22 protein-coding genes are annotated in these 23,650 nt (G+C 73.2%); 16 read left to right on the plus strand and 6 right to left on the minus strand.

The window, feature by feature from the left end:
- The first annotated feature begins 86 nt into the window (after positions 1 to 86).
- The gene (purN, locus tag PSU4_RS08875) at positions 87 to 728 is read left to right on the plus strand and encodes a phosphoribosylglycinamide formyltransferase (RefSeq protein ID WP_147104768.1); all 642 of its coding nucleotides are present in this window, start codon (positions 87 to 89) and stop codon (positions 726 to 728) included.
- Positions 725 to 2,284 (plus strand): bifunctional phosphoribosylaminoimidazolecarboxamide formyltransferase/IMP cyclohydrolase, encoded by a 1,560-nt coding sequence (purH, locus tag PSU4_RS08880; RefSeq protein WP_147104771.1) that lies wholly within the window; start codon positions 725 to 727, stop codon positions 2,282 to 2,284. The genes purN and purH overlap by 4 nt, the downstream gene beginning before the upstream one ends.
- Positions 2,285 to 2,305: 21 nt before the next feature.
- On the opposite strand, the gene PSU4_RS08885 is transcribed toward purH, so the two are convergent.
- Complete coding sequence (locus tag PSU4_RS08885; RefSeq protein ID WP_147104774.1) at positions 2,306 to 2,488, minus strand: hypothetical protein; 183 nt, start codon at positions 2,486 to 2,488, stop codon at positions 2,306 to 2,308.
- Positions 2,489 to 2,492: 4 nt separating this feature from the next.
- A complete protein-coding gene (locus PSU4_RS08890; RefSeq protein WP_147104777.1) occupies positions 2,493 to 3,665 on the minus strand; it encodes a glycosyltransferase family 2 protein in 1,173 nt (390 codons plus the stop codon).
- Positions 3,666 to 3,891: 226 nt separating this feature from the next.
- On the opposite strand from PSU4_RS08890, the gene imuA' reads away from it, so the two are divergent.
- The 5 genes from imuA' to PSU4_RS08915 all read left to right on the plus strand — a co-directional run bounded on the left by imuA' (position 3,892) and on the right by PSU4_RS08915 (position 8,735).
- The gene (gene imuA', locus PSU4_RS08895; RefSeq protein ID WP_246115007.1) at positions 3,892 to 4,659 is read left to right on the plus strand and encodes a DnaE2-dependent mutagenesis accessory factor ImuA'; all 768 of its coding nucleotides are present in this window, start codon (positions 3,892 to 3,894) and stop codon (positions 4,657 to 4,659) included.
- The gene (locus PSU4_RS08900; protein WP_147104780.1) at positions 4,656 to 6,479 is read left to right on the plus strand and encodes a DNA polymerase Y family protein; all 1,824 of its coding nucleotides are present in this window, start codon (positions 4,656 to 4,658) and stop codon (positions 6,477 to 6,479) included. The genes imuA' and PSU4_RS08900 overlap by 4 nt, the downstream gene beginning before the upstream one ends.
- A gap of 168 nt (positions 6,480 to 6,647) precedes the next feature.
- A complete protein-coding gene (locus PSU4_RS08905) occupies positions 6,648 to 7,865 on the plus strand; it encodes an alpha-hydroxy acid oxidase (protein WP_147104783.1) in 1,218 nt (405 codons plus the stop codon).
- Positions 7,866 to 7,946: 81 nt separating this feature from the next.
- The gene (locus tag PSU4_RS08910; protein ID WP_147104785.1) at positions 7,947 to 8,327 is read left to right on the plus strand and encodes a MerR family transcriptional regulator; all 381 of its coding nucleotides are present in this window, start codon (positions 7,947 to 7,949) and stop codon (positions 8,325 to 8,327) included.
- A 60-nt stretch (positions 8,328 to 8,387) separates the two neighbouring features.
- Entirely contained in the window at positions 8,388 to 8,735 is a 348-nt protein-coding gene (locus tag PSU4_RS08915; RefSeq protein ID WP_147104788.1) for a thioredoxin family protein, read from the plus strand.
- Positions 8,736 to 9,106: 371 nt separating this feature from the next.
- Here the strand turns inward: PSU4_RS08915 and PSU4_RS31190 are convergent, their stop codons facing one another.
- Positions 9,107 to 9,250, minus strand: coding sequence for a hypothetical protein (locus tag PSU4_RS31190; RefSeq protein WP_186816823.1), 144 nt, complete (start codon positions 9,248 to 9,250; stop codon positions 9,107 to 9,109).
- Between the two features lie 49 nt (positions 9,251 to 9,299).
- On the opposite strand from PSU4_RS31190, the gene PSU4_RS08920 reads away from it, so the two are divergent.
- Entirely contained in the window at positions 9,300 to 12,737 is a 3,438-nt protein-coding gene (locus tag PSU4_RS08920; RefSeq protein WP_147104791.1) for an error-prone DNA polymerase, read from the plus strand.
- A gap of 77 nt (positions 12,738 to 12,814) precedes the next feature.
- Here the strand turns inward: PSU4_RS08920 and PSU4_RS08925 are convergent, their stop codons facing one another.
- On the minus strand, positions 12,815 to 13,456 hold the full coding sequence (locus PSU4_RS08925; protein WP_147104794.1) for an acetate uptake transporter family protein: 642 nt from the start codon (positions 13,454 to 13,456) through the stop codon (positions 12,815 to 12,817).
- Positions 13,457 to 13,728: 272 nt separating this feature from the next.
- Between PSU4_RS08925 and PSU4_RS08930 the strand changes: the two genes are divergently transcribed.
- Positions 13,729 to 14,358, plus strand: coding sequence for a pentapeptide repeat-containing protein (locus PSU4_RS08930; RefSeq protein ID WP_147104796.1), 630 nt, complete (start codon positions 13,729 to 13,731; stop codon positions 14,356 to 14,358).
- 55 nt (positions 14,359 to 14,413) lie between these two features.
- On the opposite strand, the gene PSU4_RS08935 is transcribed toward PSU4_RS08930, so the two are convergent.
- A complete protein-coding gene (locus tag PSU4_RS08935; protein ID WP_147104804.1) occupies positions 14,414 to 14,725 on the minus strand; it encodes a DUF3017 domain-containing protein in 312 nt (103 codons plus the stop codon).
- A complete protein-coding gene (locus tag PSU4_RS08940) occupies positions 14,722 to 15,573 on the minus strand; it encodes a bifunctional methylenetetrahydrofolate dehydrogenase/methenyltetrahydrofolate cyclohydrolase (protein ID WP_147104807.1) in 852 nt (283 codons plus the stop codon). Before PSU4_RS08940 ends, PSU4_RS08935 begins: the two co-directional genes overlap by 4 nt.
- 256 nt (positions 15,574 to 15,829) lie before the next feature.
- On the opposite strand from PSU4_RS08940, the gene PSU4_RS08945 reads away from it, so the two are divergent.
- The 7 genes from PSU4_RS08945 to PSU4_RS08975 all read left to right on the plus strand — a co-directional run bounded on the left by PSU4_RS08945 (position 15,830) and on the right by PSU4_RS08975 (position 23,624).
- Complete coding sequence (locus tag PSU4_RS08945; protein ID WP_147104810.1) at positions 15,830 to 17,044, plus strand: NADP-dependent isocitrate dehydrogenase; 1,215 nt, start codon at positions 15,830 to 15,832, stop codon at positions 17,042 to 17,044.
- 152 nt (positions 17,045 to 17,196) lie between these two features.
- Positions 17,197 to 17,538 carry an SH3 domain-containing protein gene (locus PSU4_RS08950; RefSeq protein ID WP_147104813.1) on the plus strand — a complete coding sequence of 114 codons (342 nt, stop codon included), beginning with the start codon at positions 17,197 to 17,199 and terminating at the stop codon, positions 17,536 to 17,538.
- A 43-nt stretch (positions 17,539 to 17,581) separates the two neighbouring features.
- Positions 17,582 to 18,388, plus strand: a complete 807-nt coding sequence (locus PSU4_RS08955) for an exodeoxyribonuclease III (protein ID WP_147104817.1) — start codon at positions 17,582 to 17,584, stop codon at positions 18,386 to 18,388.
- Complete coding sequence (locus tag PSU4_RS08960) at positions 18,385 to 19,827, plus strand: serine/threonine-protein kinase (protein WP_246115008.1); 1,443 nt, start codon at positions 18,385 to 18,387, stop codon at positions 19,825 to 19,827. Before PSU4_RS08955 ends, PSU4_RS08960 begins: the two co-directional genes overlap by 4 nt.
- Positions 19,824 to 20,309: a YbaK/EbsC family protein gene (locus PSU4_RS08965; RefSeq protein ID WP_147104819.1), complete on the plus strand. Its 486-nt coding sequence runs from the start codon at positions 19,824 to 19,826 to the stop codon at positions 20,307 to 20,309. The genes PSU4_RS08960 and PSU4_RS08965 overlap by 4 nt, the downstream gene beginning before the upstream one ends.
- A gap of 420 nt (positions 20,310 to 20,729) precedes the next feature.
- Positions 20,730 to 23,309 (plus strand): bifunctional FO biosynthesis protein CofGH, encoded by a 2,580-nt coding sequence (locus PSU4_RS08970; RefSeq protein WP_147104823.1) that lies wholly within the window; start codon positions 20,730 to 20,732, stop codon positions 23,307 to 23,309.
- 120 nt (positions 23,310 to 23,429) lie between these two features.
- Entirely contained in the window at positions 23,430 to 23,624 is a 195-nt protein-coding gene (locus tag PSU4_RS08975; protein WP_147104826.1) for a hypothetical protein, read from the plus strand.
- Positions 23,625 to 23,650 lie beyond the last annotated feature (26 nt).

Here is a 23,650-nt window from a genome sequence, read left to right on the forward strand (position 1 = left end):
CCGGGGCGGCGACGGTGTGACGGCCGCCTCCGCCTAGGCTCGACCTCGACGTTCGTCCTGTCGACCCGTCGTGCCCGAGGAGTGGTGTGCCCGAGTCGTCCGGTTCTGCCCCGCAGAGCGAGCAACCCGTCCGCGGCCGGATCGTGGTACTCGCATCCGGCACAGGCACCCTCCTGCAGGCTCTCCTCGACGCCACCGCCGAGCCCGCGTACCCCGCGGGCGTCGTCGCCGTCGGCACCGACCGCGCCGGAGTCGGCGCGCTCGACCGGGCGCGAGCGGCGGGCGTCGACACCTTCTCCGTCGCCGTCCGCGCGTACGCCGACCGCGCGGCCTGGGACGTCGCCCTCACCGAGGCCGTCGCCGCGCACCGGCCCGACCTGGTGGTGTCCGCCGGGTTCATGAAGATCCTCGGCCCGGCCTTCCTGTCGGGCATCACGTGCCCGGTGATCAACACCCATCCCGCGCTGCTGCCGTCGTTCCCCGGGGCCCACGGGGTCCGCGACGCGCTGGCCTACGGGGTCAAGATCAGTGGTGCGACGGTGCACCTCGTCGACAGCGGCGTCGACACCGGACCGATCCTCGCCCAGGAGGCGGTCCCGGTGCTGCCCAGCGACACCGAGACCGAGCTGCACGAACGCATCAAGATCACAGAGCGACGGTTGCTGGTGGGCACCGTCGCCGCGCTCGTCCGAGGCGGGCGCGACCGGACGAGAGGTGACCTTCCGTGAGCGAGCGCAGAGCGGTCCGACGGGTCCTGATCAGCGTCTACGACAAGACCGGGCTGCTCGATCTCGCGACGGGGCTGCACGCCCTCGGCGTCGAGATCGTGTCGACGGGGTCGACGGCGCAGCGGATCGCGGATGCGGGCGTGCCCGTGACGCCCGTCGAGGAGCTGACCGGTTTCCCCGAGTGCCTCGACGGCCGGGTGAAGACGCTGCACCCGCGCGTGCACGCCGGGCTGCTGGCCGACACCCGCCGTCCCGAGCACCTCGCGCAGCTCGAGCAGCTCGGGATCGCACCGTTCGACATGCTGGTGTCGAACCTGTACCCGTTCACGCAGACGGTCGCGTCGGGTGCGTCGCCGGAGGAGTGCGTCGAGCAGATCGACATCGGCGGCCCCGCGATGGTGCGCGCGTCGGCGAAGAACCACGACAGCGTCGCGGTCGTCGTCGACCCGTCGCGGTACGCGTGGGTGCTCGAGCAGGTCAAGCAGGGTGGGTTCGACCTGGCCGACCGGCGCCGGCTCGCCGCCGACGCGTTCCGGCACACCGCGAACTACGACGTCGCCGTCGCGTCCTGGATGGGTAGCGTCCTGGCCGCCGACCCCGAGGGCGGGCCCTTCCCCGACTGGGCGGGTGCCACGTGGGAGCGCGCGGCGACCCTGCGCTACGGCGAGAACCCCCACCAGGCGGCGGCGCTCTACGTCGACGGCTCGGGCGGTCTCGCGGGCGCGGAGCAGTTGCACGGCAAGGAGATGTCGTACAACAACTACGTCGACGCCGACGCCGCCTGGCGGGCCGCGCACGACCACGGCGACGTCCCGACGGTCGCGGTCATCAAGCACGCCAACCCGTGCGGCATCGCCGTCGGCGCCGACGTCGCCGAGGCCCACCGCAAGGCCCACGCCACCGACCCGCTGAGCGCATTCGGCGGCGTCATCGCCGTCAACGGCGAGGTCAGCCCGGAGATGGCCACGCAGGTGGCCGACATCTTCACCGAGGTCGTCGTCGCCCCCGCCTTCGCCCCCGAGGCGCTGGAGATCCTGGGGCGCAAGAAGAACGTGCGGCTGCTGCGCATCGACGGCCCCGGGCGGCGCCTCGGCGTCGAGCAGCGGCCGATCTCCGGTGGGCTGCTGGTGCAGCAGCGCGATGCGATCGACGCGCCGGGCGATGACCCGTCCACGTGGACCCTCGCGGCCGGCGAGCCGGTCTCCGACGAGGTGCTCGCCGACCTGCTCTTCGCGTGGCGGGCCTGCCGCGCGGTGAAGTCCAACGCGATCCTGCTGGCGTCCGGCGGCGCGGCCGTCGGCGTCGGGATGGGGCAGGTCAACCGGGTCGACTCGGCGCGGCTCGCGGTCGCACGAGCGGGCGATCGGGCGCGGGGGTCGGTCGCGGCGTCGGACGCGTTCTTCCCGTTCCCCGACGGCCTGGAGATCCTGCTCGAGGCCGGTGTCGCCGCGGTGGTGCACCCGGGCGGCTCGATCCGCGACGACGTCGTCACCGAGGCGGCCGCCAAGGCGGGCGTGCCTCTCTACCTGACGGGGACGCGGCACTTCGCGCACTGAGTCCTGCTCACTGAGGCCTGCTCACCGGCGGCCCCGCCCTCTCGGCAGTATCCGGAGCAGGGCGAGGGCCGCGGTGAGCAGCGTCGTCACCGCGACGACGTGCCACAGCAGCGCCATGGGCCACGGCAGGTCGTCGACCGCGTAGCCGGCCAGTCCGACCGGCACGGCGACGCCGCCCGTGACCGCGCACACCTTGGCGTACAACGACTCACGCCCTGCTCGGCGCGAGATGGTGCCAGGTGGCGCGCCGGCCCCGCAGGGCCTGCGCCGCGGCGCGCAGGAACACCGCCTGCTGGAACAGGTCGTAGCCGAACTCGATCACCATCGGCAGCGCGAGCGCCATACCGCCGATCCCGCGGGCGCGGACGGTCCACACCCGTTCGACGACGAACACCGCGGTGACGCCCAGCCAGAGCCCGACGGGTGGACCGAGCAGGCCGGCCGTCGCGAACAAGACGGTGGCGAGCAGGAAGAGCGCCACTGCGACGATGCCGAGATACATCCCGACCTGCCGGGCCAGGTAGGGCAGGGTGACGGCGGTGAGCCCGTAGCCGTGCAGGTTCTCCAGGGCGCCGCGCTGCCAGCGCAGGCGCTGGCGCCACAGATCGCCCCACGTCGGCATGATCTCGGTGAGGACGCCGCAGCCCGCGGGAGAGACGGTCCGCCAGCCGAGGGTGCGCACGGCCAGGGTGATCTCGTTGTCCTCGGTGAGCGCGTCGGGGTCGTAGACGTGGCCGGCCGGTCCGGGCAGCGTGGTGCCGCGGGTGCGTGCGACCTCCCGTAGCACCCCGACCCGGAACACGGTGGCCGTCCCGGTGAGCACCGACGCCCGGTCGGCGCGCCGGGAGATCTCGCGGGCGTAGCGGGCGTACTCGTTGCGCTGCAACGCCCCGACGAGCCCCGCCCCCGCCTCGCCGTGGAAGACGCCGCCGACGGCACCCGCGGTGTGGTCGGTGCGCAGCCGCAGGACGGCGGTCTCGACGAACCCGGGGACGAGCATCGAGTCGGCGTCGGTGACGAGTAGGAGATCGTCGTCGGACAGGGTGGGCAGCAGCAGGTCGAGTGCCTGGTTCAGCGCACCGGCCTTGCGGTCGCGGTTGCCGTGGGTCTCGACGACCTCCGCCCCGTTCCTGCGCGCGACGACCGCGGTGTCGTCGGCGCAGTTGTCGGCCACGACGACGATGCGGTCGAGCGCGACGGTCTGGCGGCGCAGCGACGCGATCGCCTCCGGGAGGGCGCGCTGCTCGTCGTGCGCAGGGACGAGGGCGACGACCCGCGGTGGCCGGTGCCGGGGCAGGCCGGCTGCGTGGTCGAGCGGTGCCGACGGCAGGTCGAGCGTGAGGGTGGCCAGCTGGCTACGGCGTTTCTGACCCCGCGTCACGTGTGTCGCTCCAACGAGTAGGAGGGGAGCCCGGGACGGGGTTCCGCCCGGCTGCATATTCGTACAGTTGCGGCGGCCCGTGACGGGATTCCTCGATCGAGTGACTGTGGACAACCGGTGAATCTGAACCCTTTTTCGGCGGCTTTCCGGAGTTGTCCACAGGCGGTCGCGGGGGCGGTTGAGCCGCTCGCCGCCGGTCCCTATGATTCGAACATCAGTTCGAACGATGGGTGTCGGAGGGCGGGCGATGGCCGAGGTGGCGCGGGCCGATGCGGCGAGCAGGCTCGAGATGGCGCGCGGGTTGTTGCGGCGGGTGGAGCGTCCCGCCCGGCTCGACCCCGCCAGGGTCGCGCCCACCCCGGGTGACGACGGGAAGGTCCTGCCCGTTGCCGCCGCCCTCGCCCGGGTGCTGCCGGCAGGAGGGCTGCGGCGGGGGGCCACGGTGGCGGTGGGCGCCGCGCCGGGGGCCACCTCGTTGCTGTTCGCGCTGCTCGCCGAGGCGTCGGCGTCCGGGGCCTGGGCGGGAGTGGTAGGCCGCCCCGACCTGGGAGCGCTCGCCGCCGCCGAGGCCGGGATCCGGCTCGACCGGCTGGCGCTGGTGCCCGAACCCGGCCGCGATCTCGTCGCGGTGGTCGCCGCCCTGGTCGACGGACTCGATCTCGTGGCCGTCGCCGGTCACGAACGTGCCGGGGTCCGGGCGGCCGACCGGCAGCGGCTGGCCGCGCGGGCCCGCCAGCGGGGCACCGTGCTGATCGCGCTGGGCTCGTGGCCGGGAGCCGATCTGGAGCTGAGCTGCACCCGCCCGTTCTGGGAGGGGCTGGTCGGTGGCGGTGCCGGGCGGCTGCGCACCCGGCGGGCCGGGGTGCGGGTGCGCGGGCGGGGGATCGCGCCGGGCGGCCGGGAGGCCACGTTGCTGCTGCCCGGCCCGGTGGGCGCCCCCGAGCCGGCGGCCGTGGACACGGCCCCGGCCCCGGTCCGGGTGGCCGCCGTATGAGCCGGGTGCGCACGGGGGCCGAGCCGGCGACCGAGGGGCCGCCGGTGCGGGTGCTGGTGCTCTGGTCACCCGACTGGCCGGTCACCGCCGCCGCTCGCGCCGAAGGGGTTCCGTCGCACCAGCCGGCGGCGGTGGTCGTCGCCAACCGGGTGCTGGCCTGCTCGGCCACCGCCCGCGCCCACGGGGTGCGCCGGGGGCTGCGCCGCCGTGAGGCCCAGGCCCGTTGCCCCGAGCTGGCGGTCCTGGGGCGCGACCCGGAGCGCGACGCCCGGCTCTTCGAACCGGTCGTCGTCGCGGTGGAGGAGCTGGCACCGGGCGTCGAGGTCGTCCGGCCGGGGCTGGTGGCGCTCCCCGCCCGCGGCCCCGCCGGGTTCTTCGGTGGGGAGCTCGGGGCGGCGGAGCGGCTGGTCGACCAGGTGGCGGCCCGCACCGGCGTCGAATGCCAGGTCGGGGTGGCCGACGGGCTGTTCGCCGCCGTGCTCGCCGCCCGCCGCGGGGTCGCCGTCGAAGCGGGGGCCACGCCGGCGTTCCTCGCTGCCATGGACGTCGACGAGCTCGACCGCGAGCCGGAGGTCGACCGGTCCGAGCTCGTCGGGTTGCTACGCAGGCTCGGGCTGCGCAGCCTCGGCGCGTTCGGCTCGCTCGACGCCGCCGACGTCGCCTCCCGCTTCGGCGCCGACGCCGTGCTCGCCCACCGGCTGGCCCGCGGGCTCGACCCGCGCCCGCCCGTACGGCGCTGCCCGCCCGAAGAACTGGCGGTGGAGCTGGAGCTCGACCCACCGGTCGACCGGGTCGACGCCGCCGCATTCGCCGCCCGCGGCCTCGCCGAACGGCTGCACGGTGTGCTCGCCGGGCACGGGCTGTCCTGTACCCGGCTGGGTGTCGCGGCCACCACGGAGCAGGGGGAGGAACTGCTGCGAATCTGGCGCTGCGCCGAACCGCTCACGCCGTCCGGCACGGTCGACCGGGTGCGCTGGCAGCTCGACGCCTGGCTCACCCGGGGCGGGTCGGGTGCCGTCGTGCGGATGCGGCTGACGCCGGAGGAAACGGTCACCGCGGGCGCGCTGCAGCTCGGGCTGTGGGGCGAGGTCGGGGTGGCCGACGAGCGGGCCGGGCGCGCCCTCGTCCGGACGCAGGCGCTGCTGGGGCCGGGCGGGGTCGTCACCGCGGTGCTCACCGGCGGCCGCGACCCCGCCGAACGGGTCCGGCTCGTGGCGTGGGGCGACGCCCGCGGCACGCTCGACGGCATGTCCGACGAGCGGGCCGGCCCGATGTCGGGGGAGCCCGCTCCCCAGGAGAGTGGTCCCGTCGACGACCCCGCTCCCCGGGCCGGTCGTGCCGGTGGCGGTTCGGGGCCGGGCCGGGCGCGTGAGCCCGGGCCGGGTGTGGCCCAGCCGCCGTCCCCACCCGCCGGGCCCATGCGGCGCAACGCCCGGCGCGGCACCCGCCGCACCACACCGGTCCGGACCGCCCGGCCGGGACTGCTCTCGCCCCCGCCCGCGTGGCCGGGCAGGCTCCCCGCGCCGTCGCCCGCGTCGGTCCTGCCCGAGCCGCAGTCCGCCGTCCTGCTCGACGCCGCAGGGCGGCCCGTCGGGCTCCGGGCCTCCGACCTGCTCGCCACGGCCCCCGAGCGGCTCGACGTCGCGGACGGGCCGTCGGGGACGGTCGTCGGCTGGGCGGGGCCGTGGCCGGTGCAGCAGCGCTGGTGGGTGCCCGGCGCGGTCGGGACGGCCCGGCTGCAGGTCGTGCTCGACGACGGTGCGGCAGTGCTGCTCGTCGCCGCCCGCGGGAGGTGGTGGCTCACCGCCGTCTACGACTAGGGAGAGTGCTGCCTGGGCGTCGCGCAGCAGGTCCGAGTCGTGCGGCGCTCCTCAGGCGGTCTGTCCGTTCCGTACCGCACGGAGGCGCTGCCGCGGACCCCGGAGGTTCACGAGGTACGGGACGAAAGTACGTTGGCCCCGATCACGGCAGGCCCGGGAGGAGTCGTCATGAGGGCGGGAAGACTCGCGCACGTCCACAACGTCGAGGACATGCGCAGCCTGGCGCGCCGACGCCTGCCCCGGGCGGTGTTCGACATCGTCGACGGCGGCGCGGGCGACGAGGTGACGTTGCGCCGCAACCGCGAGTCGCTCGACAGGATCGTGCTGCGCCCCCGCGCGCTGGCCGACGTCACCAAGGTCGACACCACCACGACGATCCTGGGCGACCAGGTGTCGGTGCCGTTCATGCTCGCCCCGTGCAGCTCCGCGCGGATGTGCCACAGCGCGTCCGAACCCGCGGTCGCCCGCGCCGCCGGCCGGCTGGGCACCGCGTTCGCCGTCGCCGGTGGGGCCAGCGAGAAGCCAGAGGTCATCGCGAAGTCCGCCACGGGCCCGCTCTGGTACCAGGTGTACATGAAGCCCGAGCACCGGGCGAACGTCGAGCTGATCGACCGCGTCGAGGGCGCCGGCTACCGGGTCCTGTGCGTGACCGTCGACAGCGCGATCAAGCCGTACCGCGAGAAGGACCTGCGCAACCGCGTCGGCATCCCGCTGAAGATCTCCCCGCAGCTCGTGCTGGCCGGTGCCTCGCGGCCGCTGTGGGCGCGTGACTACCTGCTCGGCAGCGCCGGCCTCGGCCGTGTCGCGGCCAAGCTCGACCCGCGCTCACGGAGGGGTGGCGGCACATCGGCTCCCGCGCCCGACGCGCAGGCAGGGCCCGCGGTCGACGTGCTCGCCGCCAAACGCGCCTACGACAACCTCGCCGACGCCATCAGCCACGTGAAGTCCGTGACGCCCGAGGACATCCGCTGGCTGCGCGAGCGCTGGGACGGCCCGCTCGTCGTCAAGGGCATCCTGCGTGCCGACGAGGTCCCGATGCTGGTCGACATGGGTGTCGACGGCATCGTCGTCTCCAACCACGGCGGCCGGAACATGGACGGCGCCCCCGCGACCATCGACGTCCTCGGCGAGGTCGTCGACGCCGCCGCCGGCCGCGCCGAGGTGTTCCTCGACAGCGGCGTGCGCCGAGGCGCCGACGTCGTGAGGGCCGTCGCGCTCGGCGCCCAGGCAGTGCTCGTCGGCCGGCCCTACATGTACGCGCTCGCCGCGGCGGGCGAGGCCGGCGTCGACCGGGTGCTCGACCTGCTGCGCAACGAGGTCGTCCGCGTGATGTCGCAGCTCGGCGCGGCCTCCGTCGCCGACATCGACTCCTCCCTGGTCGGCTGACGCTCCGCTCCCCCGGAATCGGGTTGGCCTTCACGTCGGCGTCAAGGTCTAGCGTCGTTCTCGACCCCGAGGAGGGCGACGATGCGCATCGGTGAGCTTGCCCGGCTGGCGGACGTGACCACGCGGACGCTGCGCCACTACGACGAGCTGGGGCTGCTCACCGGGCGTCGCGGCGCGAACGGCTACCGCGTCTACGACGACGCCGATCTGCGCGCGATCCGCGAGATCCGGATGCTCGTGGGGCTCGGGTTCGCGCTGGAGGACACGCGCCCGTTCGTCGAGTGCCTGCGGGCGGGCCACGAGCGGGCGGCGAGCTGTCCCGACTCGATCGCCGTGCTGCGGCGCCGGATCGCCGAGGTCGACGACTCCGTCGACCGGCTGCAGGAGGTCCGCGGCGAGCTCACCCGCCAGCTCGGCGAGGCCTCGCGCGCCCGCTGCGAGTTCTCCGGCATCGACCCGTAGCCGCGCACGCTCCTCTATCAGGTCGACCACACCCTTCGCACGACGTTTCCAGGAGGAACCATGTCCGCACCCGACCTGCCCCCCGTCACCGACGCGTCCTTCGCCGCCGAAGTCCTCGGCTCCGACGTGCCGGTGCTCGTCGACTTCTGGGCGACCTGGTGCCCGCCCTGCCGCATGATCGCCCCCGTGCTCGCGCAGATCGCGCGGGAGCGGGAGGGCACGCTGCGCGTCGTGTCGGTCGACGCCGACGTCAACCCGTTGGTCTGCCGCGACAGCGGGGTCATGGCCATGCCGACGCTGGATCTCTACGTCCGTGGGGAGCGGGTGGCCAGGATCGTGGGGGCGCGGCCGAAGTCGGTACTCGACGCGATGCTCGACGAACACCTTCCCGCCCCCGCCCGCACCTGACCCCGCCCGCACCTGACCTCTGGGCGTCACCTGATCTCCGCGCCGCGCCGCGCCTGGCCTCGCCCTTGACCTCTGGGCGTCACCTGACCTCCGGCCCGGCCCCGCACCTGGCCCTGGCCGCACTGGCCGCGCTGCACTGCCCGGGCCGCATTGCCTGGGCTGCACCGGCCGGGCTGCTCTGCCCGGGCTGCACCGCCCGCGCCGCGCCGGCCGGGCCGCACCGCTCGGGTGGGCCTGCGTCGACAAGCCGCGCGCAACCTCACTGCTGTCCGGCGGCCGGATCACGACCGTGAGGTTGCGGCCGGGTTTCGGGCCTGGCTGCGGCGCACGGCGACGCCGATGAGGGAGGCGTCCGAGAGGGTTCCGGGCGTTCAGGAGGTGGTGCGGTACCCGGAGTTCGGCGACGGCGTCGTGAGCACGGCTACCGGACGCTCGCGCCCGATGCCGTCCGCGCGCAGAACCTCGTCGAGCCGGTCGAGGTTCGAGCGCAGGCCGGGTCCTGTGAGGACGTCCACCCTGTGGACAACTCTCTCGATCGAACAGGTGTTCGACTAGACTCGGGGTGTGGGTTTCAACAATCCCGACGTCAGCTGGGCCGAGCTGGAGTCGGTGCTCTCCGGCAGGCCTCGCGACGGTGCGAGCCTCACCGGCGGCCCCCCGGAGGGCGACGGTGGCGACAGTCCGGCCTGGTCACGCAAGCGCGAGCCGTATCAGGCGCCGTCGCTCACCGGTGATGGGGGCGAGCGGGTGCCCTACGCCGAACTGCACTGCCATTCGAACTTCAGCTTCCTCGACGGCGCGAGCCATCCCGAGGAGCTCGTCGAGGAGGCGGCCCGGCTGGGGCTCGACGCGGTCGCCCTCACCGACCACGACGGCATGTACGGGGTGGTCCGGTTCGCCGAGGCGGCGGCGGAACTGGGGGTGGCCACGGTCTTCGGCGCCGAGCTGAGCCTGGGGCTGTCCGCGCCGCAGAACGGGGTGCCCGATCCCGAGGGCAGCCACCTGCTGCTGCTGGCGCGCGATCCGGAGGGCTACCGGGCGCTGTGCCGGGTGATCAGCACGGCGCAGATCGAGGGCGAGGAGAAGGGCCGCCCGGTGTACGACCTGGAGCACGTCGTCGGGGAGACGGCGGGCCGGGTCGTGGCGCTCACCGGGTGCCGCAAGGGCGCGGTGCAGCGGGCGTTGCGGGCGGGCGGGCCCGCGGCGGCGGAGGAGGCGCTCACGTGGCTGGTCGAGCGGTTCGGCCGGGACCATGTCGTCGTCGAGCTCACGCAGCACGGGCTGCCGGGCGACACCGAACGCAACGACGCGCTGGCCGCCCTCGCGGCCCGGGCCGGCCTGCCCACGGTGGCCACCACCGCAGCCCACTACGCCACGCCGGGACGGTATCCGCTGGCCGGGGCGCTGTCCGCGGTCCGGGCCCGGCGCAGCCTCGACGAGGCCGACGGCTGGCTCCCGCCGGCGGCCACGGCACATCTGCGGTCGGGTGCGGAGATGGCGGCGCGCTTCGAGGCCCGGTACCCGGGTGCGGTGGCCCGGGCGGCGGCGCTGGGCAGGGAGTGCGCCTTCACGATCGACCTCGTCGCGCCCGACCTGCCACCGTTCGACGTCCCCGTCGGCCACGACGAGACGTCGTTGCTGTGGGAGCGGGTGCGCAAGGGCGCGATGTGCCGCTACGGCAGCCAGGTGGAGAACCCCGAGGCCGCCGAGACGATCGAGCACGAGATGGCGATCATCGTCGAGAAGAAGTTCCCCGGGTATTTCCTGATCGTCCACGACATCGTCGAGTTCTGCCGCAGGGAGGACATCCTCTGCCAGGGCCGGGGGTCGGCGGCCAACTCCGCGGTCTGCTACGCGTTGGGCATCACGCATGTCGACGCGGTGGCCAGTGGCCTGCTGTTCGAACGGTTCCTGTCCCCGGCGCGCGACGGCTACCCCGACATCGACCTCGACATCGAGTCGGGCCGCCGCGAGGAGGTCATCCAGTACGTCTACGAGAAGTACGGCCGGGGCTGCGCTGCGCAGGTCGCCAACGTCATCACCTACCGGCCGCGGTCCGCGGTGCGCGACATGGCCAAGGCGCTGGGCTTCTCACCCGGCCAGCAGGACGCGTGGAGCAAGCAGATCGAGCGGTGGCACGGCATCGGCGGCCCCGACGGCCCGCCTCCGCCCGACGGGATGCCGCCCGCGGTGCTCGCCCTCGCCGAGCAGCTGCTCGGGTTCCCCCGCCACCTGGGCATCCATTCCGGCGGCATGGTCATCTGCGACCGTCCGGTGTCGGAGGTCGTCCCTGTCGAGTGGGCGCGGATGCAGGACCGCACCGTCGTGCAGTGGGACAAGGACGACTGCGCGGCCGCGGGCCTGGTGAAGTTCGACCTGCTCGGTCTGGGGATGCTCACCGCGCTGCACACGATGATCGATCTCGTCGGTGCGCACCACGACCGGGAGGTGGAGCTGCACGAGCTGCAGCCGACCGATCCCGAGGTCTACGAGATGCTGCAGCGGGCCGACTCGGTCGGGGTGTTCCAGGTGGAGTCGCGCGCCCAGATGGCCACGTTGCCGCGGCTGCGGCCGGAGCGCTTCTACGACCTGGTGGTGGAGGTGGCGTTGATCCGGCCGGGTCCGATCCAGGGCGGCTCGGTGCACCCCTACATCCGTCGCCGCCGCGGCCTGGAGACGTGGCACCACGAGCACCCGCTGCTCGAGGGGGCGCTGCAGAAGACCCTGGGGGTGCCGCTGTTCCAGGAGCAGCTCATGCAGGTCGCGGTCGACGTCGCCGGGTTCTCCGCGGCCGACGCCGACGAGCTGCGCCGCGCGATGGGCTCCAAACGGTCGACGGAGAAGATGGAACGGCTGCGGGGCCGCTTCTTCGACGGTATGGCCGCCAACGGGATCACCGGCGAGGTGGCCGACGGCATCTTCACCAAGATGTTGGCCTTCGCGAACTTCGGCTTCCCCGAGAGCCACTCGATCAGCTTCGCGTCGCTGGTCTACTACAGCGCCTGGTTCAAGCGGTACTACCCGGCCGCCTTCTGCGCCGCGCTGCTGAACTCGCAGCCGATGGGCTTCTACTCGCCGCAGTCGCTGGTGGCCGATGCCCGCCGGCACGGGGTGCTCGTCCGCGGCCCCGACGTCTGCGAGGGTGGTGCGGAGGCCACGCTGGAGCCCGAGGCCCGCAGTGAGGGCGGTGTCGCCGTCCGGCTGGGGATGGGCGAGGTGCGTTCCGTCGGGATCGACAAGGCGGAGGAGATCGAGGCCGAACGCGTCCGCAACGGGCGCTACCGCGACCTGGCCGACCTGGCCCGCCGGGTCCGGCTCACGGCGCCGCAGGCCGAGGCGCTGGCCACGGCGGGGGCGTTCGGCTGTTTCGGGATCGACCGTCGGTCGGCGCTGTGGGCGGCGGGGGTGGTCGCGGCGGTGCGGCCGGAGCACCTGCCGGGTGCGGCCGTCGGGATGGAGGCACCCGCCCTGCCGGGGATGACCGACGTCGAGCTCACCGTCTCCGACGTGTGGGCCACCGGCGTCTCACCCGACAGTCATCCGATCGAGCACCTGCGCGCGACGCTCGACGGCCTCGGCGCGGTGCGCATCGACATGCTCGACGAGGTGGGCAGGCAGACCATGGCCGGGACGGCGCGGCGCGCAGGCCGCGGCGGGCGGGCCGGCGCGGAGGGTGCCGACGTGGTCGTCGAGACCCTCGATCCTTACGACCCCGACGTGCGGCCGCCCCGGGTGCTGGTCGGGGGGCTGGTGACGCACCGCCAGCGCCCCGCCACCGCGGGCGGGGTCACGTTCATCAACCTCGAGGACGAGACCGGGATGCTCAACGTGACGTGCTCGGAGGGCCTGTGGGCCCGCTACCGGTCGGTGGCGCTGGGCAGCAGCGCCCTGCTGGTGCGGGGGCGGCTGGAACGCAGCCCGGAAGGCGTCCTCAACCTGGTGGCCGACCGCATGCAGAAGTTGGCGTTGGCGATTGCCGTCCCGTCGCGGGACTTCCGATGAGATGCGATGAAGTGCACTGTCCGGACAGCACCGGACACCCCGCCGGAAAAGGCGGGGTGTCCGGTGGGAGAACGGATCTACTTGACCATCGGGTTACCCATGGGCATGGCGCGTCCGCCGAGATCCTGACCGATGCCGTCCATCAGGATGTAGGCGAAGATCGCGCAGAAGATGAACGTCGTGATGCCGGCGATGGGGAACAGGCCGGTATTGCCGGCGCTGACGCCGATGAATGCCAGCGCGAACGTCGCGTCGACGAACACCAGTCCCAGCGTGTACGTGATGGGGAGGCGCAAGGTCGCCAGCGTCAGGATCACGAAGACGATCAGGAACGCCAGCAGGTAGGTCCGCTGCACCGACGCGACCTGGGCAGCCTGGGTGACGCCCCACCAGCCGCTGGTCAGGCCGATCAGGAGCACACCGAAGCTGGACCAGAAGCCGGCGAAGGTGCCGAGCACGGTGGCGACGGTGCTCATCCCGGCGCGGCCGGCCCAGACCGTGGCGACCAGCATGAACACGCCGGTACAGATCGAGACGGCGGGGATCATCCCGCCGGGGAGCGTCGCGGTGTCGAGATAGCCGACGAACCAGAGACCGAGGGTGAGACCGCCCGGTAGGAATGTCGCCAGACCGAGCAGGAGGGGATTTCCGACAGGGGCCGGGGCAACTGTTTCGGCAGCGGCATGCGCCCCGGACTGCACGTCGCTTTCAACGCTCATGACCACACTCCTCGTCGACGGTCACCGACGACGTCCGACGTCGTCGGTGCGTCGATTGTGCGCCGCGGCAGTAGGGAAGACACCCCGGCGAATGGGCAGTGCCGTCAACGGATCAGGTGAACCCATCGTGACGACAGACCTGTCAGGGCGGAATTCGAATCGAATGAGGGATGCCGTGAGCACCTAGCGGATCGGGTAGTGGATCAGGACTGTCGGTGGGGTGTGGCACCGTGCGTCAGGACGGGACGGTCGGTGGAGTCGGAGGGGGCGGGGTGGCGGAGTCGCCGGAGACGGTCGAGGTCGAGATCGAGGAGGAGTTCCACGAGGACGAGGACTTCTCGGAGATCGTCGCGGCCGACGAGCACTGGGTGCGCCGGCGCTTCGTCCGGTGCTCGTTCACCGGATCGGACCTGCGCGGGCTGCGGACCGAGGGCTGCACGTTCGACGAGTGTGACTTCGCCCGCGCGGACCTGGGGGACTCCCAGCACCGGGGCACGGCGCTGCGCACGTGCACGTTCCAGGCCGCGACGCTGCTGGGTGCGCGGTTCCACGGGTGTTCGTTGTTGGGCAGCAGCCTGCTCGGGGCCCGGTTGCGGCCGATCACATTCGTCGACTGCGACTTGACGCTGGTCGCGCTGGGCCGCGCCGACCTGCGCAGGACAGACCTGTCGGGGCTGCGGATGCGGGAGGCGAACCTGGTGGAGGCCGATCTGCGGGAGGCCGACCTCGCGGGGGCCGACCTGTCGGGCGCCCGGCTGCGCGATGCGCGTCTCGAGGGCGCCGACCTGCGCGGTACCCGGATCGACGCGGACGGCCTGGTCCAGGCCCGGCTGACGGGCGCGAGGGTCGACGCCGAGACGGCGGTCCGGTTCGCGGTGGCGCACGGCCTGGTCATCAGCTGATCGGTGCACCCCGCCGTACGCACCGGGTTCGGCGGGGCGCCGGGCAGGCGCCGGGTCAGGGGGCGGAGAGGCGCACCCGTGTGATCGTCACGGCGAGCACGGCCATGACCAGGCCGAAGCTCGAGTACAGGAGCACGTCGACGACCTTGCTGCGGATCGCCAGCAGGCCGATGCGCTCCTGGGGCAGGATCACGCGCAGCACGGCCGCGACGATCATCGCGCCGCCGAGCAGCACCGCGCCCTCGCGCCAATGCGCCGTCAGCACCCGCTGCATGCCGGCGAGCGCGATGGCCAGCACCAGCAGCAGGGCGCCGTGGTCGGCGAGCACGGCCCGCCAGCCGCGGCGGGTGCCGTCGGCACCGGTCATCCGAGGGTCCGCTCGGCAGCCTCGACGACGTTGGTGAGCAGCATCGCGCGCGTCATCGGCCCGACACCGCCGGGCATGGGGGCGAGTAGGCCCGCGACCTCGGCGACCTCGGGGGCGACGTCCCCGACGAGCCCGATGTCGGTGCGGGTGACGCCGACGTCGAGGACGGTGGCGCCGGGACGCACCATGTCGGCGGTGATCAGCCCGCGCACGCCGGCGGCGGCCACGACGATGTCGGCGCGGCGAACCTCCTCGGCGAGGTCGCGGGTGCCGGTGTGGCAGAGGGTGACCGTCGAGTTCTCGCTGCGCCGGGTGAGGAGCAGCCCGAGCGGCCGGCCGACCGTCACGCCACGACCGACGACCGCGACGCGGGCGCCGTCGAGCTCGACGTCGTAGCGCCGGCACAGCTCGACGATGCCGCGCGGGGTGCAGGGCAGGGGCCCGGACTCGTTGAGGACGAGCCGTCCGAGGTTGGAGGGGTGCAGGCCGTCGGCGTCCTTGTCGGGGTCGATGCGCTCCAGCGCGGCGCCGGAGTCCAGACCGCGCGGCAGGGGGAGCTGGACGATGTAGCCGGTGCAGGCGGGGTCGGCGTTGAGCTCGTCGATGGCCTGTTCGACGTCGGCCTGGGTGGCGTCGGCGGGCAGGTCGCGGCGGATCGAGCGGATGCCGACCTTCTCGCAGTCCCGGTGCTTGGCCCGCACGTAGGAGTGGGAGCCGGGGTCGTCGCCGACGAGGACGGTCCCGAGGCCGGGCGTCGCTCCTGCCGCCGTGAGCTTCTGCACGCGCGCCGAGAGCTCGACGAGCATCTCCGCCAGGGTCGCCTTGCCGTCCATCACCGTCGCCGTCACGGTCCCATCCTCCCAGCCCCGCCGGGACTCCCGTCGACGCGCCTCGTCCCCGGCCCGGCCTCCCGGGGCCCTCGCCCACGGGTGGGCGGTCCGGGTCCGGGCCGACCACGCACTGTTCGTCGACGCGTTCCGGAGGGCTGCATCCCTGGTGTGACCAGCGCCGGGTGAACGGGGCGGACGTCACCCGGGCGGTGCGGAGCTTTACCAGTACGCTTGTCCGGAGAAGAGTCGCGTCCCGAGAGGAGAGCCCGCCGACATGGCGAAGATCAAGGTCGAGGGCAAGGTCGTCGAGCTCGACGGCGACGAGATGACCCGGATCATCTGGCAGTTCATCAAGGACAAGCTGATCCACCCGTACCTGGACGTCGATCTCGAGTACTACGACCTCGGCATCGAGGCCCGCGACAAGACCGACGACCAGATCACGATCGACGCGGCCAACGCCATCAAGAAGCACGGCGTCGGCGTCAAGTGCGCGACGATCACCCCCGACGAGGCACGCGTCGAGGAGTTCGGCCTGAAGAAGATGTGGCGGTCCCCGAACGGGACGATCCGCAACATCCTCGGCGGCGTGATCTTCCGCGAGCCGATCATCATCTCGAACATCCCGCGCCTGGTGCCGGGCTGGACGAAGCCGATCATCGTCGGCCGTCACGCGTTCGGTGACCAGTACCGCGCCACCGACTTCAAGTTCCCTGGCGAGGGCACGCTGACCGTCACCTTCACCCCGGCCGACGGCTCCGAGCCCATCCAGCACGAGGTCTTCCAGGCCCCGGGCTCGGGTGTCGCGATGGCGATGTACAACCTGGACGACTCGATCCGGGACTTCGCGCGCGCGTCGATGAACTACGGCCTGGCCCGGAACTACCCGGTCTACCTGTCGACCAAGAACACGATCCTCAAGGCCTACGACGGTCGCTTCAAGGACCTGTTCGCCGAGGTCTTCGAGGCGGAGTTCAAGGACAAGTTCGACGCGGCGGGCCTCACCTACGAGCACCGCCTGATCGACGACATGGTCGCCGCGGCGCTGAAGTGGGAGGGCGGCTACGTGTGGGCCGCCAAGAACTACGACGGCGACGTGCAGTCCGACACCGTGGCGCAGGGCTTCGGCTCGCTGGGCCTGATGACCTCGGTCCTCGCGACCCCGGACGGCAAGACCGTCGAGGCGGAGGCCGCGCACGGCACCGTCACCCGGCACTACCGCCAGCACCAGGCCGGCAAGCCGACGTCGACGAACCCGATCGCGTCGATCTACGCCTGGACGCGGGGCCTGGCGCACCGCGGCAAGCTCGACAGCAACCAGGAGCTGATCGGCTTCAGCGAGGCGCTCGAGGACGTCGTCATCAAGACGGTCGAGAGCGGGAAGATGACCAAGGACCTCGCCCTGCTCATCAGCAAGGACGCGCCGTACCAGACCACCGAGGAGTTCCTCGAGACGCTGGACGCGAACCTGCAGAAGGCGCGCGCCTGACGTTCCGCACCACACCGCGCGGCGCGCACCCCCACGACGGGGTGCGCGCCGCGTGGCGTTTCACAGGGGCGTGGCGTTTCGGACGGTCACGGGCGCGTCGCGCTCGGCTACGGTGGACCCAGCCCGCGCACCCGAAAGGCCGCTGACCGCCCATGGCTGGCAAGATCACGGTTCCGAAGCTCGACGCGTCCACCTTCAAGGGCTGGGCGTTCGTCCTCGTCGCCGGGTGTGTCCTCACGATCCTCGCGCTCATCGACGCGGGCCAGTTCGGCAAGGGCGCGAGCGGCTCGACCGGCTGCGTGATGATCGTCGGTTCCGACACGGTCAACGTCCGGCAGAACCCCGGTGTGGAGCTCGCGCCCGTGGGGGAGCTGACCAAGGGTCAGGAGGTCGACGCGCAGCGCAACGTCGTCAACGGCTACCGGCAGCTCGCGGGGGAGAACCGTTGGGCGCTCGACTCCAGCCTCTCCACGAAGGCCGGTTCGAGCTGCTGACCCGCTGTTACGGGCTGTCGGACCGATCTGTCAGTCTCCTCCCGTGCTCACGGTCAGCTCCGTCAACGTCAACGGTGTCCGCGCTGCCGGCCCCAAGGGGCTCACGGCGTGGCTGGCCGCCACCGACGCCGACGTGGTCTGCCTGCAGGAGACGCGCGCCCGCCACGAGGACCTGCCCGCAGCCCTGCTCGCGGCGCTCGACGCGCACGGTTGGCACCTGACCCTCGCGCCCAGCGGCGCGGCCCGGGGTCGGGCCGGGGTCGCGGTGCTCACCCGGGCCGAACCCGAGGCGGTGCGCATCGGTGTGGACGCGGCGGAGTGGGCCGACGCGGGCCGCTACGTCGAGGTCGACCTCCCCGGTCTCACGGTCGCGTCGCTGTACCTGCCCAACGGCACCGTCGGCACCCCGCGCCAGGACGAGAAGGACCGCTTCCTGGCGACGTTCGCGCCCTATCTGGCGTTGCGCCGGGAGAAGGCGGCGGCCGAGGACCGCGAGGTGCTCGTCTGCGGCGACTGGAACATCGCCCACGCAGAGGCCGACATCCGCAACTGGCGCGGGAACGTCAGGAACTCGGGGTTCCTGCCCCACGAGCGGGCCTGGCTGACGGAGCTCTACGGCGCCGGCTGGGTCGACGTGGTCCGCGGCCTGCACCCGGGTGTCGACGGCCCGTACTCGTGGTGGTCCTACCGCGGCCGCGCCTTCGACAACGACACCGGCTGGCGGATCGACCTCCACGTCGCGACGGCGGGGCTCGCCGGGCGCGCGCGGAGCGCCGTGGTCGAACGGGCCGCGACCCACGGGGAACGCTGGTCCGACCACGCGCCCGTCACGGTCCGGTACGCGTCGTGAACCCGAGCAGGGTGATCGGCGGCCGCTACGTCGTCCTCGGGGAGCTGGGCCGCGGCGGCATGGGCGTCGTGTGGCGGGCCGAGGACCGGGTGATCGGCAGGCAGGTCGCGGTCAAGGAGCTGCGGCTGCCCGACGGCCTGTCCGACGAGGAGCACCGCCGGTTCCGCGACCGGCTGCTGCGCGAGGCGCGCACCGCGGGCCGGCTCAACCACCCCGGCATCGTCACGGTGCACGACGTCGTCACCGACGAGGGCGTCGACCACATCGTGATGGAGCTGATCGAGGCCGACACGCTGACCGACGTCGTGTCGCGCGGCGGCCCCCTCGACGAGCGGTCGGCCACCGAGGTCGCCCGCCAGGTGCTGGCCGCGCTGCGCCGGGCGCACGCGGGCGGCGTCGTGCACCGCGACGTCAAGCCCAGCAACGTCATGCTCGGCCACGACGGCCGCGCCACCCTCACCGACTTCGGCATCGCCCACGCAGCGGACGACCCCCGTCTGACGACGACCGGCCTGCTCGTCGGCTCGCCCGGCTACATGGCGCCCGAACGGCTCGAAGGTGCCCCCGCCGCCCCGGCCGCCGACCTCTGGGCGCTCGGCGCCACCCTCTACTACGCGGTCGAGGGCACCGGCCCGTTCAACCGCGAGACCACCCCGCAGACGATCTACGCGGTCATGAACGACGACCCGCCGCCGCCCCGCGCCACCGGACCCCTCGCCGCGGTCATCGCGGGCCTGCTCATCCGCAACCCGGCCGCGCGGCTCACCGCCGAGCAGGCCGAGGTCATGCTCACCCGCCCCGCCGACGGCTCCGGGGCGACGACCGCCCACGTCCCCGCCCGCACCAACCCGGGGGCGCCGTTCGGTGTCGCCGGTGCGTCGCAGAAGACGCGCACCGCGCCGATCGTCGTCGCCGCCGTCGTGGCCCTGCTGGCCGGGCTCGGGCTGGGCGCGTGGGGCGGCGCGACGCTGCTCGGCGGCGGCAGCGGCGGCGGGACCACGACGACCGAGGCCGCGGTCCGTACCTTCAGCTACGGCCCCGGCGGCCAGATCCCGCAGTTCGACTTCTCCTACCCGACGTGCCTGACCGCGCAGCTCGTCGCCGGTCGCATGGTCACCTCCGACGCGTCGACCAGCTGCACCGGACCCCACGACCTCGAAATCTTCGAGGTGCTCACGCCGTTCGACAGCGGCACCAAGGTGCCCTACCCGCCCGCCGACGACCTCACCCGCTACGGCCAGGCCGCCTGCTCGCTGATCTTCGACTCGGCCCGGGTCACCGGCGACAAGTCGGCTCTGACGCTCACCGTGCTCGTCCCGTCGCAACAGACATTCGACGACGCGACGGTCAACAGTAGCAACGGCTCCAGGAGCGTGCTCTGCGTGCTGGGCCGCACCGACGGGGCGCAGCTCACCGGCACACGGGTCGCGGACTCGTGACCGGCGAACACGCCAACGTCGCCGCAGTCCGTGCCGCCCTGCTCGCCGGTGGCGCCGATCCGGCCCGGGTCGCGCGGCTGCGGGTGCTGCCCGGCGAGGTCCGCACCGCCGCGGCCGCCGCGGAGGCCCTCGGGGTGGGGGTCGGCCAGATCGCCAACTCGCTGGTCTTCGACGCCGGCGGCACGCCGCTGCTGGTCCTGACCTCCGGGGCGCACCGCGTCGACACCGGGAAGGTGGCCGCTGCCCTGGGCGTCTCCTCGGTCGGGCGTGCCACCCCGGAGTTCGTGCGCGCCGCCACGGGGCAGCCCATCGGCGGGGTCGCGCCGGTGGGGCACCCGGCGCCGGTCCGCACACTGGTCGACCGGGCGCTGGCCGCCCACGACGAGGTCTGGGCCGCCGGCGGCATCCCGCACGCGGTGTTCCCGACCACCTTCGACGAGCTCGTCGCCGTCACCGGCGGCACCCCGGCCGACGTCGCCTGACCCTGCTGTGTGAGCAGGCCCGGCGCGCAACCTGACGGTCGTCCCGCAGCCCCCGAACAGCCGTGAGGTTGCGCCCGACACTCCGCGCGCAACCTCACGGTCGTGGAACGGGCGCGGAACAGCAGTGAGGTTGCGCGCGGATTTGGCCCCGCCCCGGTGCGGCCGTCCTTGGGCGCCCGAGCGCGGCCCGCCCCGCCCGTCCCCGGGTTGCACGAACGGCACAGTCGCGCCACTGAACTGCGCGACTGTGCCGTTCGTGCAAGAAGCTGTACGTGCACCTCAGGCAGGGCGCTGCGGCGGGCGGTTGTCAACCTCGGGGAAGGGGCGTTCTGTTCCGCGAACGGCTGGGCATGTGACGAGAGCGCCACGGGGCCGCCCGGTCGGTCGACCCTCGGGCGGGGGCGACCTAGGGTAGCGACCATGGTCGACGTCTCGCCCGATCCGCGCGCTGCGGAGCCCGAACCCTCTCCGTCCGCGGTGCGGCGGGCGTTGCGGCGGGCCCGGGACGGCGCGACGCTCGACGTCACCGAGGCTGCGGTGCTGCTGGCCGCCCGCGGGGAGCAGCTCGACGAGCTGCTCGACGCCGCCTCCCGGGTTCGCGACGCGGGCCTGGTCGACGCCGGACGCCCGGGCGTTGTCACGTACTCGCGCAAGGTTTTCATCCCGCTGACGCGGCTGTGCCGCGACCGGTGCCACTACTGCACCTTCGCGACGGTCCCGCACCGGCTGGAGTCGCTGTTCCTGGAGCGCGACGAGGTCCTGGAGATCGCGCGCCAGGGCGCGGCGGCGGGCTGCAAGGAAGCCCTGTTCACCCTGGGCGACCGGCCGGAGGAGCGCTGGCCCGCGGCCCGGGAGTGGCTCGACGCCCGCGGTTACGACTCCACGTTGGACTATGTGCGTGCGTGCGCGATCGCGGTCCTGGAGGAGACGGGGCTGCTGCCGCACCTCAACCCCGGTGTCATGTCGTGGGAGGAGCTGACGCGGCTCAAGCCCGTCGCGCCGAGCATGGGCATGATGCTGGAGACGACGGCGACGCGGCTGTGGTCGGAGCGGTCCGGCCCGCACTACGGCAGCCCTGACAAGGAGCCCGCGGTCCGGCTGCGCGCGTTGACCGACGCCGGCCGCGTCGGGGTCCCGTTCACCACGGGCATCCTGATCGGGATCGGCGAGACCCGGACCGAGCGCGCGGAGTCGATCTTCGCGATCCGGTCGGCGTCGCGGGCGCACGGGCATGTGCAGGAGACGATCGTCCAGAACTTCCGGGCCAAGCCCGACACCGCGATGCGTGACGACCCGGACGCGTCGTTGGAGGACCTGGCCGCGACGATCGCGGTCACCCGGATCGTGCTGGGCTCGAAGGTGCGCGTGCAGGCCCCGCCCAACCTGGTGGGGGAGGAGTTCGCGTTGATGCTGCGCGCGGGCATCGACGACTGGGGCGGCGTCTCGCCCGTCACCGCCGACCACGTGAACCCCGAGCGGCCGTGGCCCGCGATCGAGGAGCTGGCGGCCCGCTCGGCCGAGGCCGGGTTCACGCTGCGGGAGCGGCTGACGGTGTACCCGCGTTACGTGCGGGCGGGTTCGCCGTGGATCGACACCCGGCTGCACGCCCACGTCGCGGCCCTCGCCGGGCCGGACGGGCTCGCGAACGAGGACGCGGTCGTCGAGGGCAGGCCGTGGCAGGAGCCCGACGGCGGGTTCGAGTCGACCGGCCGGATCGACCTTCACGAGGCGATCGACACCACCGGCCGGACCGACGACCGTCGCGGCGACTTCGACTCCGTCTACGGCGACTGGGAGGCGTTGCGCGACAGCGTGTCGGCGTCCGCGACGGCGGCGCCGGAGCGCCTGGACTCCGATGTCCGTGCCGGGCTGCGGCTCGCCGCGTCGAACCCCGCCGCGCTGCTGAACCCGGCCAACGAGGCCGCCGCGATGGCTGTCCTGACCGCCGACGGCGCCGCGTTGGAGGAGCTGGCCCGTCTCGCCGACGAGGTGCGCCGGGACGCGGTGGGCGACGACGTGACCTTCGTCGTCAACCGCAACATCAACTTCTCGAACGTCTGCTACGTCGGGTGCCGGTTCTGTGCGTTCGCCCAGCGTGAGCGGGATGCCGACGCGTTCCGGCTGTCGCTGGACGAGGTCGCGGCCCGCGCCGCGGACGCCGCCGCCGACGGGGCCACCGAGGTCTGCATGCAGGGTGGTATCGACCCGCAGCTGCCGGTGACCTTCTACGCCGACCTGGTCCGCTCGGTGCACGCTGCGGTGCCGGGGATGCACGTGCACGCGTTCTCGCCCATGGAGATCGTGTCCGCGGCGGCGAAGGCGGGCGTCTCGATCAAGGAGTGGATCACCGAGCTGCGCGATGCCGGGCTCGGCTCCATCCCGGGAACGGCCGCCGAGATCCTCGACGACGAGGTCCGCTGGGTGCTGACGAAGGGTAAACTGCCTGCGGCACAGTGGGTCGAGGTGGTGTCGACGGCGCACGAGCTGGGCGTCGCGTCGAGCTCGACGATGATGTATGGGCACGTTGACACCCCGTTGCACTGGCTGGGGCACATGCGCACGCTGGCGTCGATCCAGGACCGCACGGGTGGGTTCACCGAGTTCGTGCCGTTGCCGTTCGTGCACCACAACGCCCCGATCTACCTGGCCGGTATCGCCCGCCCGGGCCCGACCGAGCGTGACAACCGTGCGGTGCACGCCTTCGCCCGGCTGGCTCTGCACGGGCGGATCGATCACATCCAGTGCTCGTGGGTGAAGCTCGGTGACGACCTGTCCGCGGAGATCCTGCGCGGCGGTGCCGACGACATGGGCGGCACGCTGATGGAGGAGACCATTTCCCGGATGGCGGGCTCGGAGAACGGCTCGGCCCGCTCGGTGGCGGAGCTGACGTCGATCGCCACGGCGGCGGGCCGCCCGGTCCGGCAGCGGACGACGACCTACCGCGGCCGTCCGGAGCACCTCACCCCGACCCGCCGCGCGCTGCCCCTGACCCTCGCCTGACAGCGCCCTCGACCCCGCCGAGTTCGACACGAGACTGGTTCGATCATGGCCGGGACCAGTCGCACGTCGAACTCGGCGGAGGTGGTCAGCGGGCGCGGCTCGGCGACGTAGCATCGGGGCATGGGCGTACTCGGTGAGATGTTCCCCGGGCCGAAGATCCGTGACGAGAGCAGCGAGGCCGGTGACGGCGAGAAGTGGCAGCTCGGGCCGATCGACCTCGACTCGAACACGGTCGTCCTGCACCGTGGCGGCGACGCCACCCAGAGCGACATGGAGGCGGTGGTCGTCGAGGACGCGGACGGCGACTCCGACTGACGCTGTGAGTGGCAATAGTCGCTATA

The organism is Pseudonocardia sulfidoxydans NBRC 16205, assembly GCF_007989085.1.
GTDB lineage: Bacteria > Actinomycetota > Actinomycetes > Mycobacteriales > Pseudonocardiaceae > Pseudonocardia > Pseudonocardia sulfidoxydans.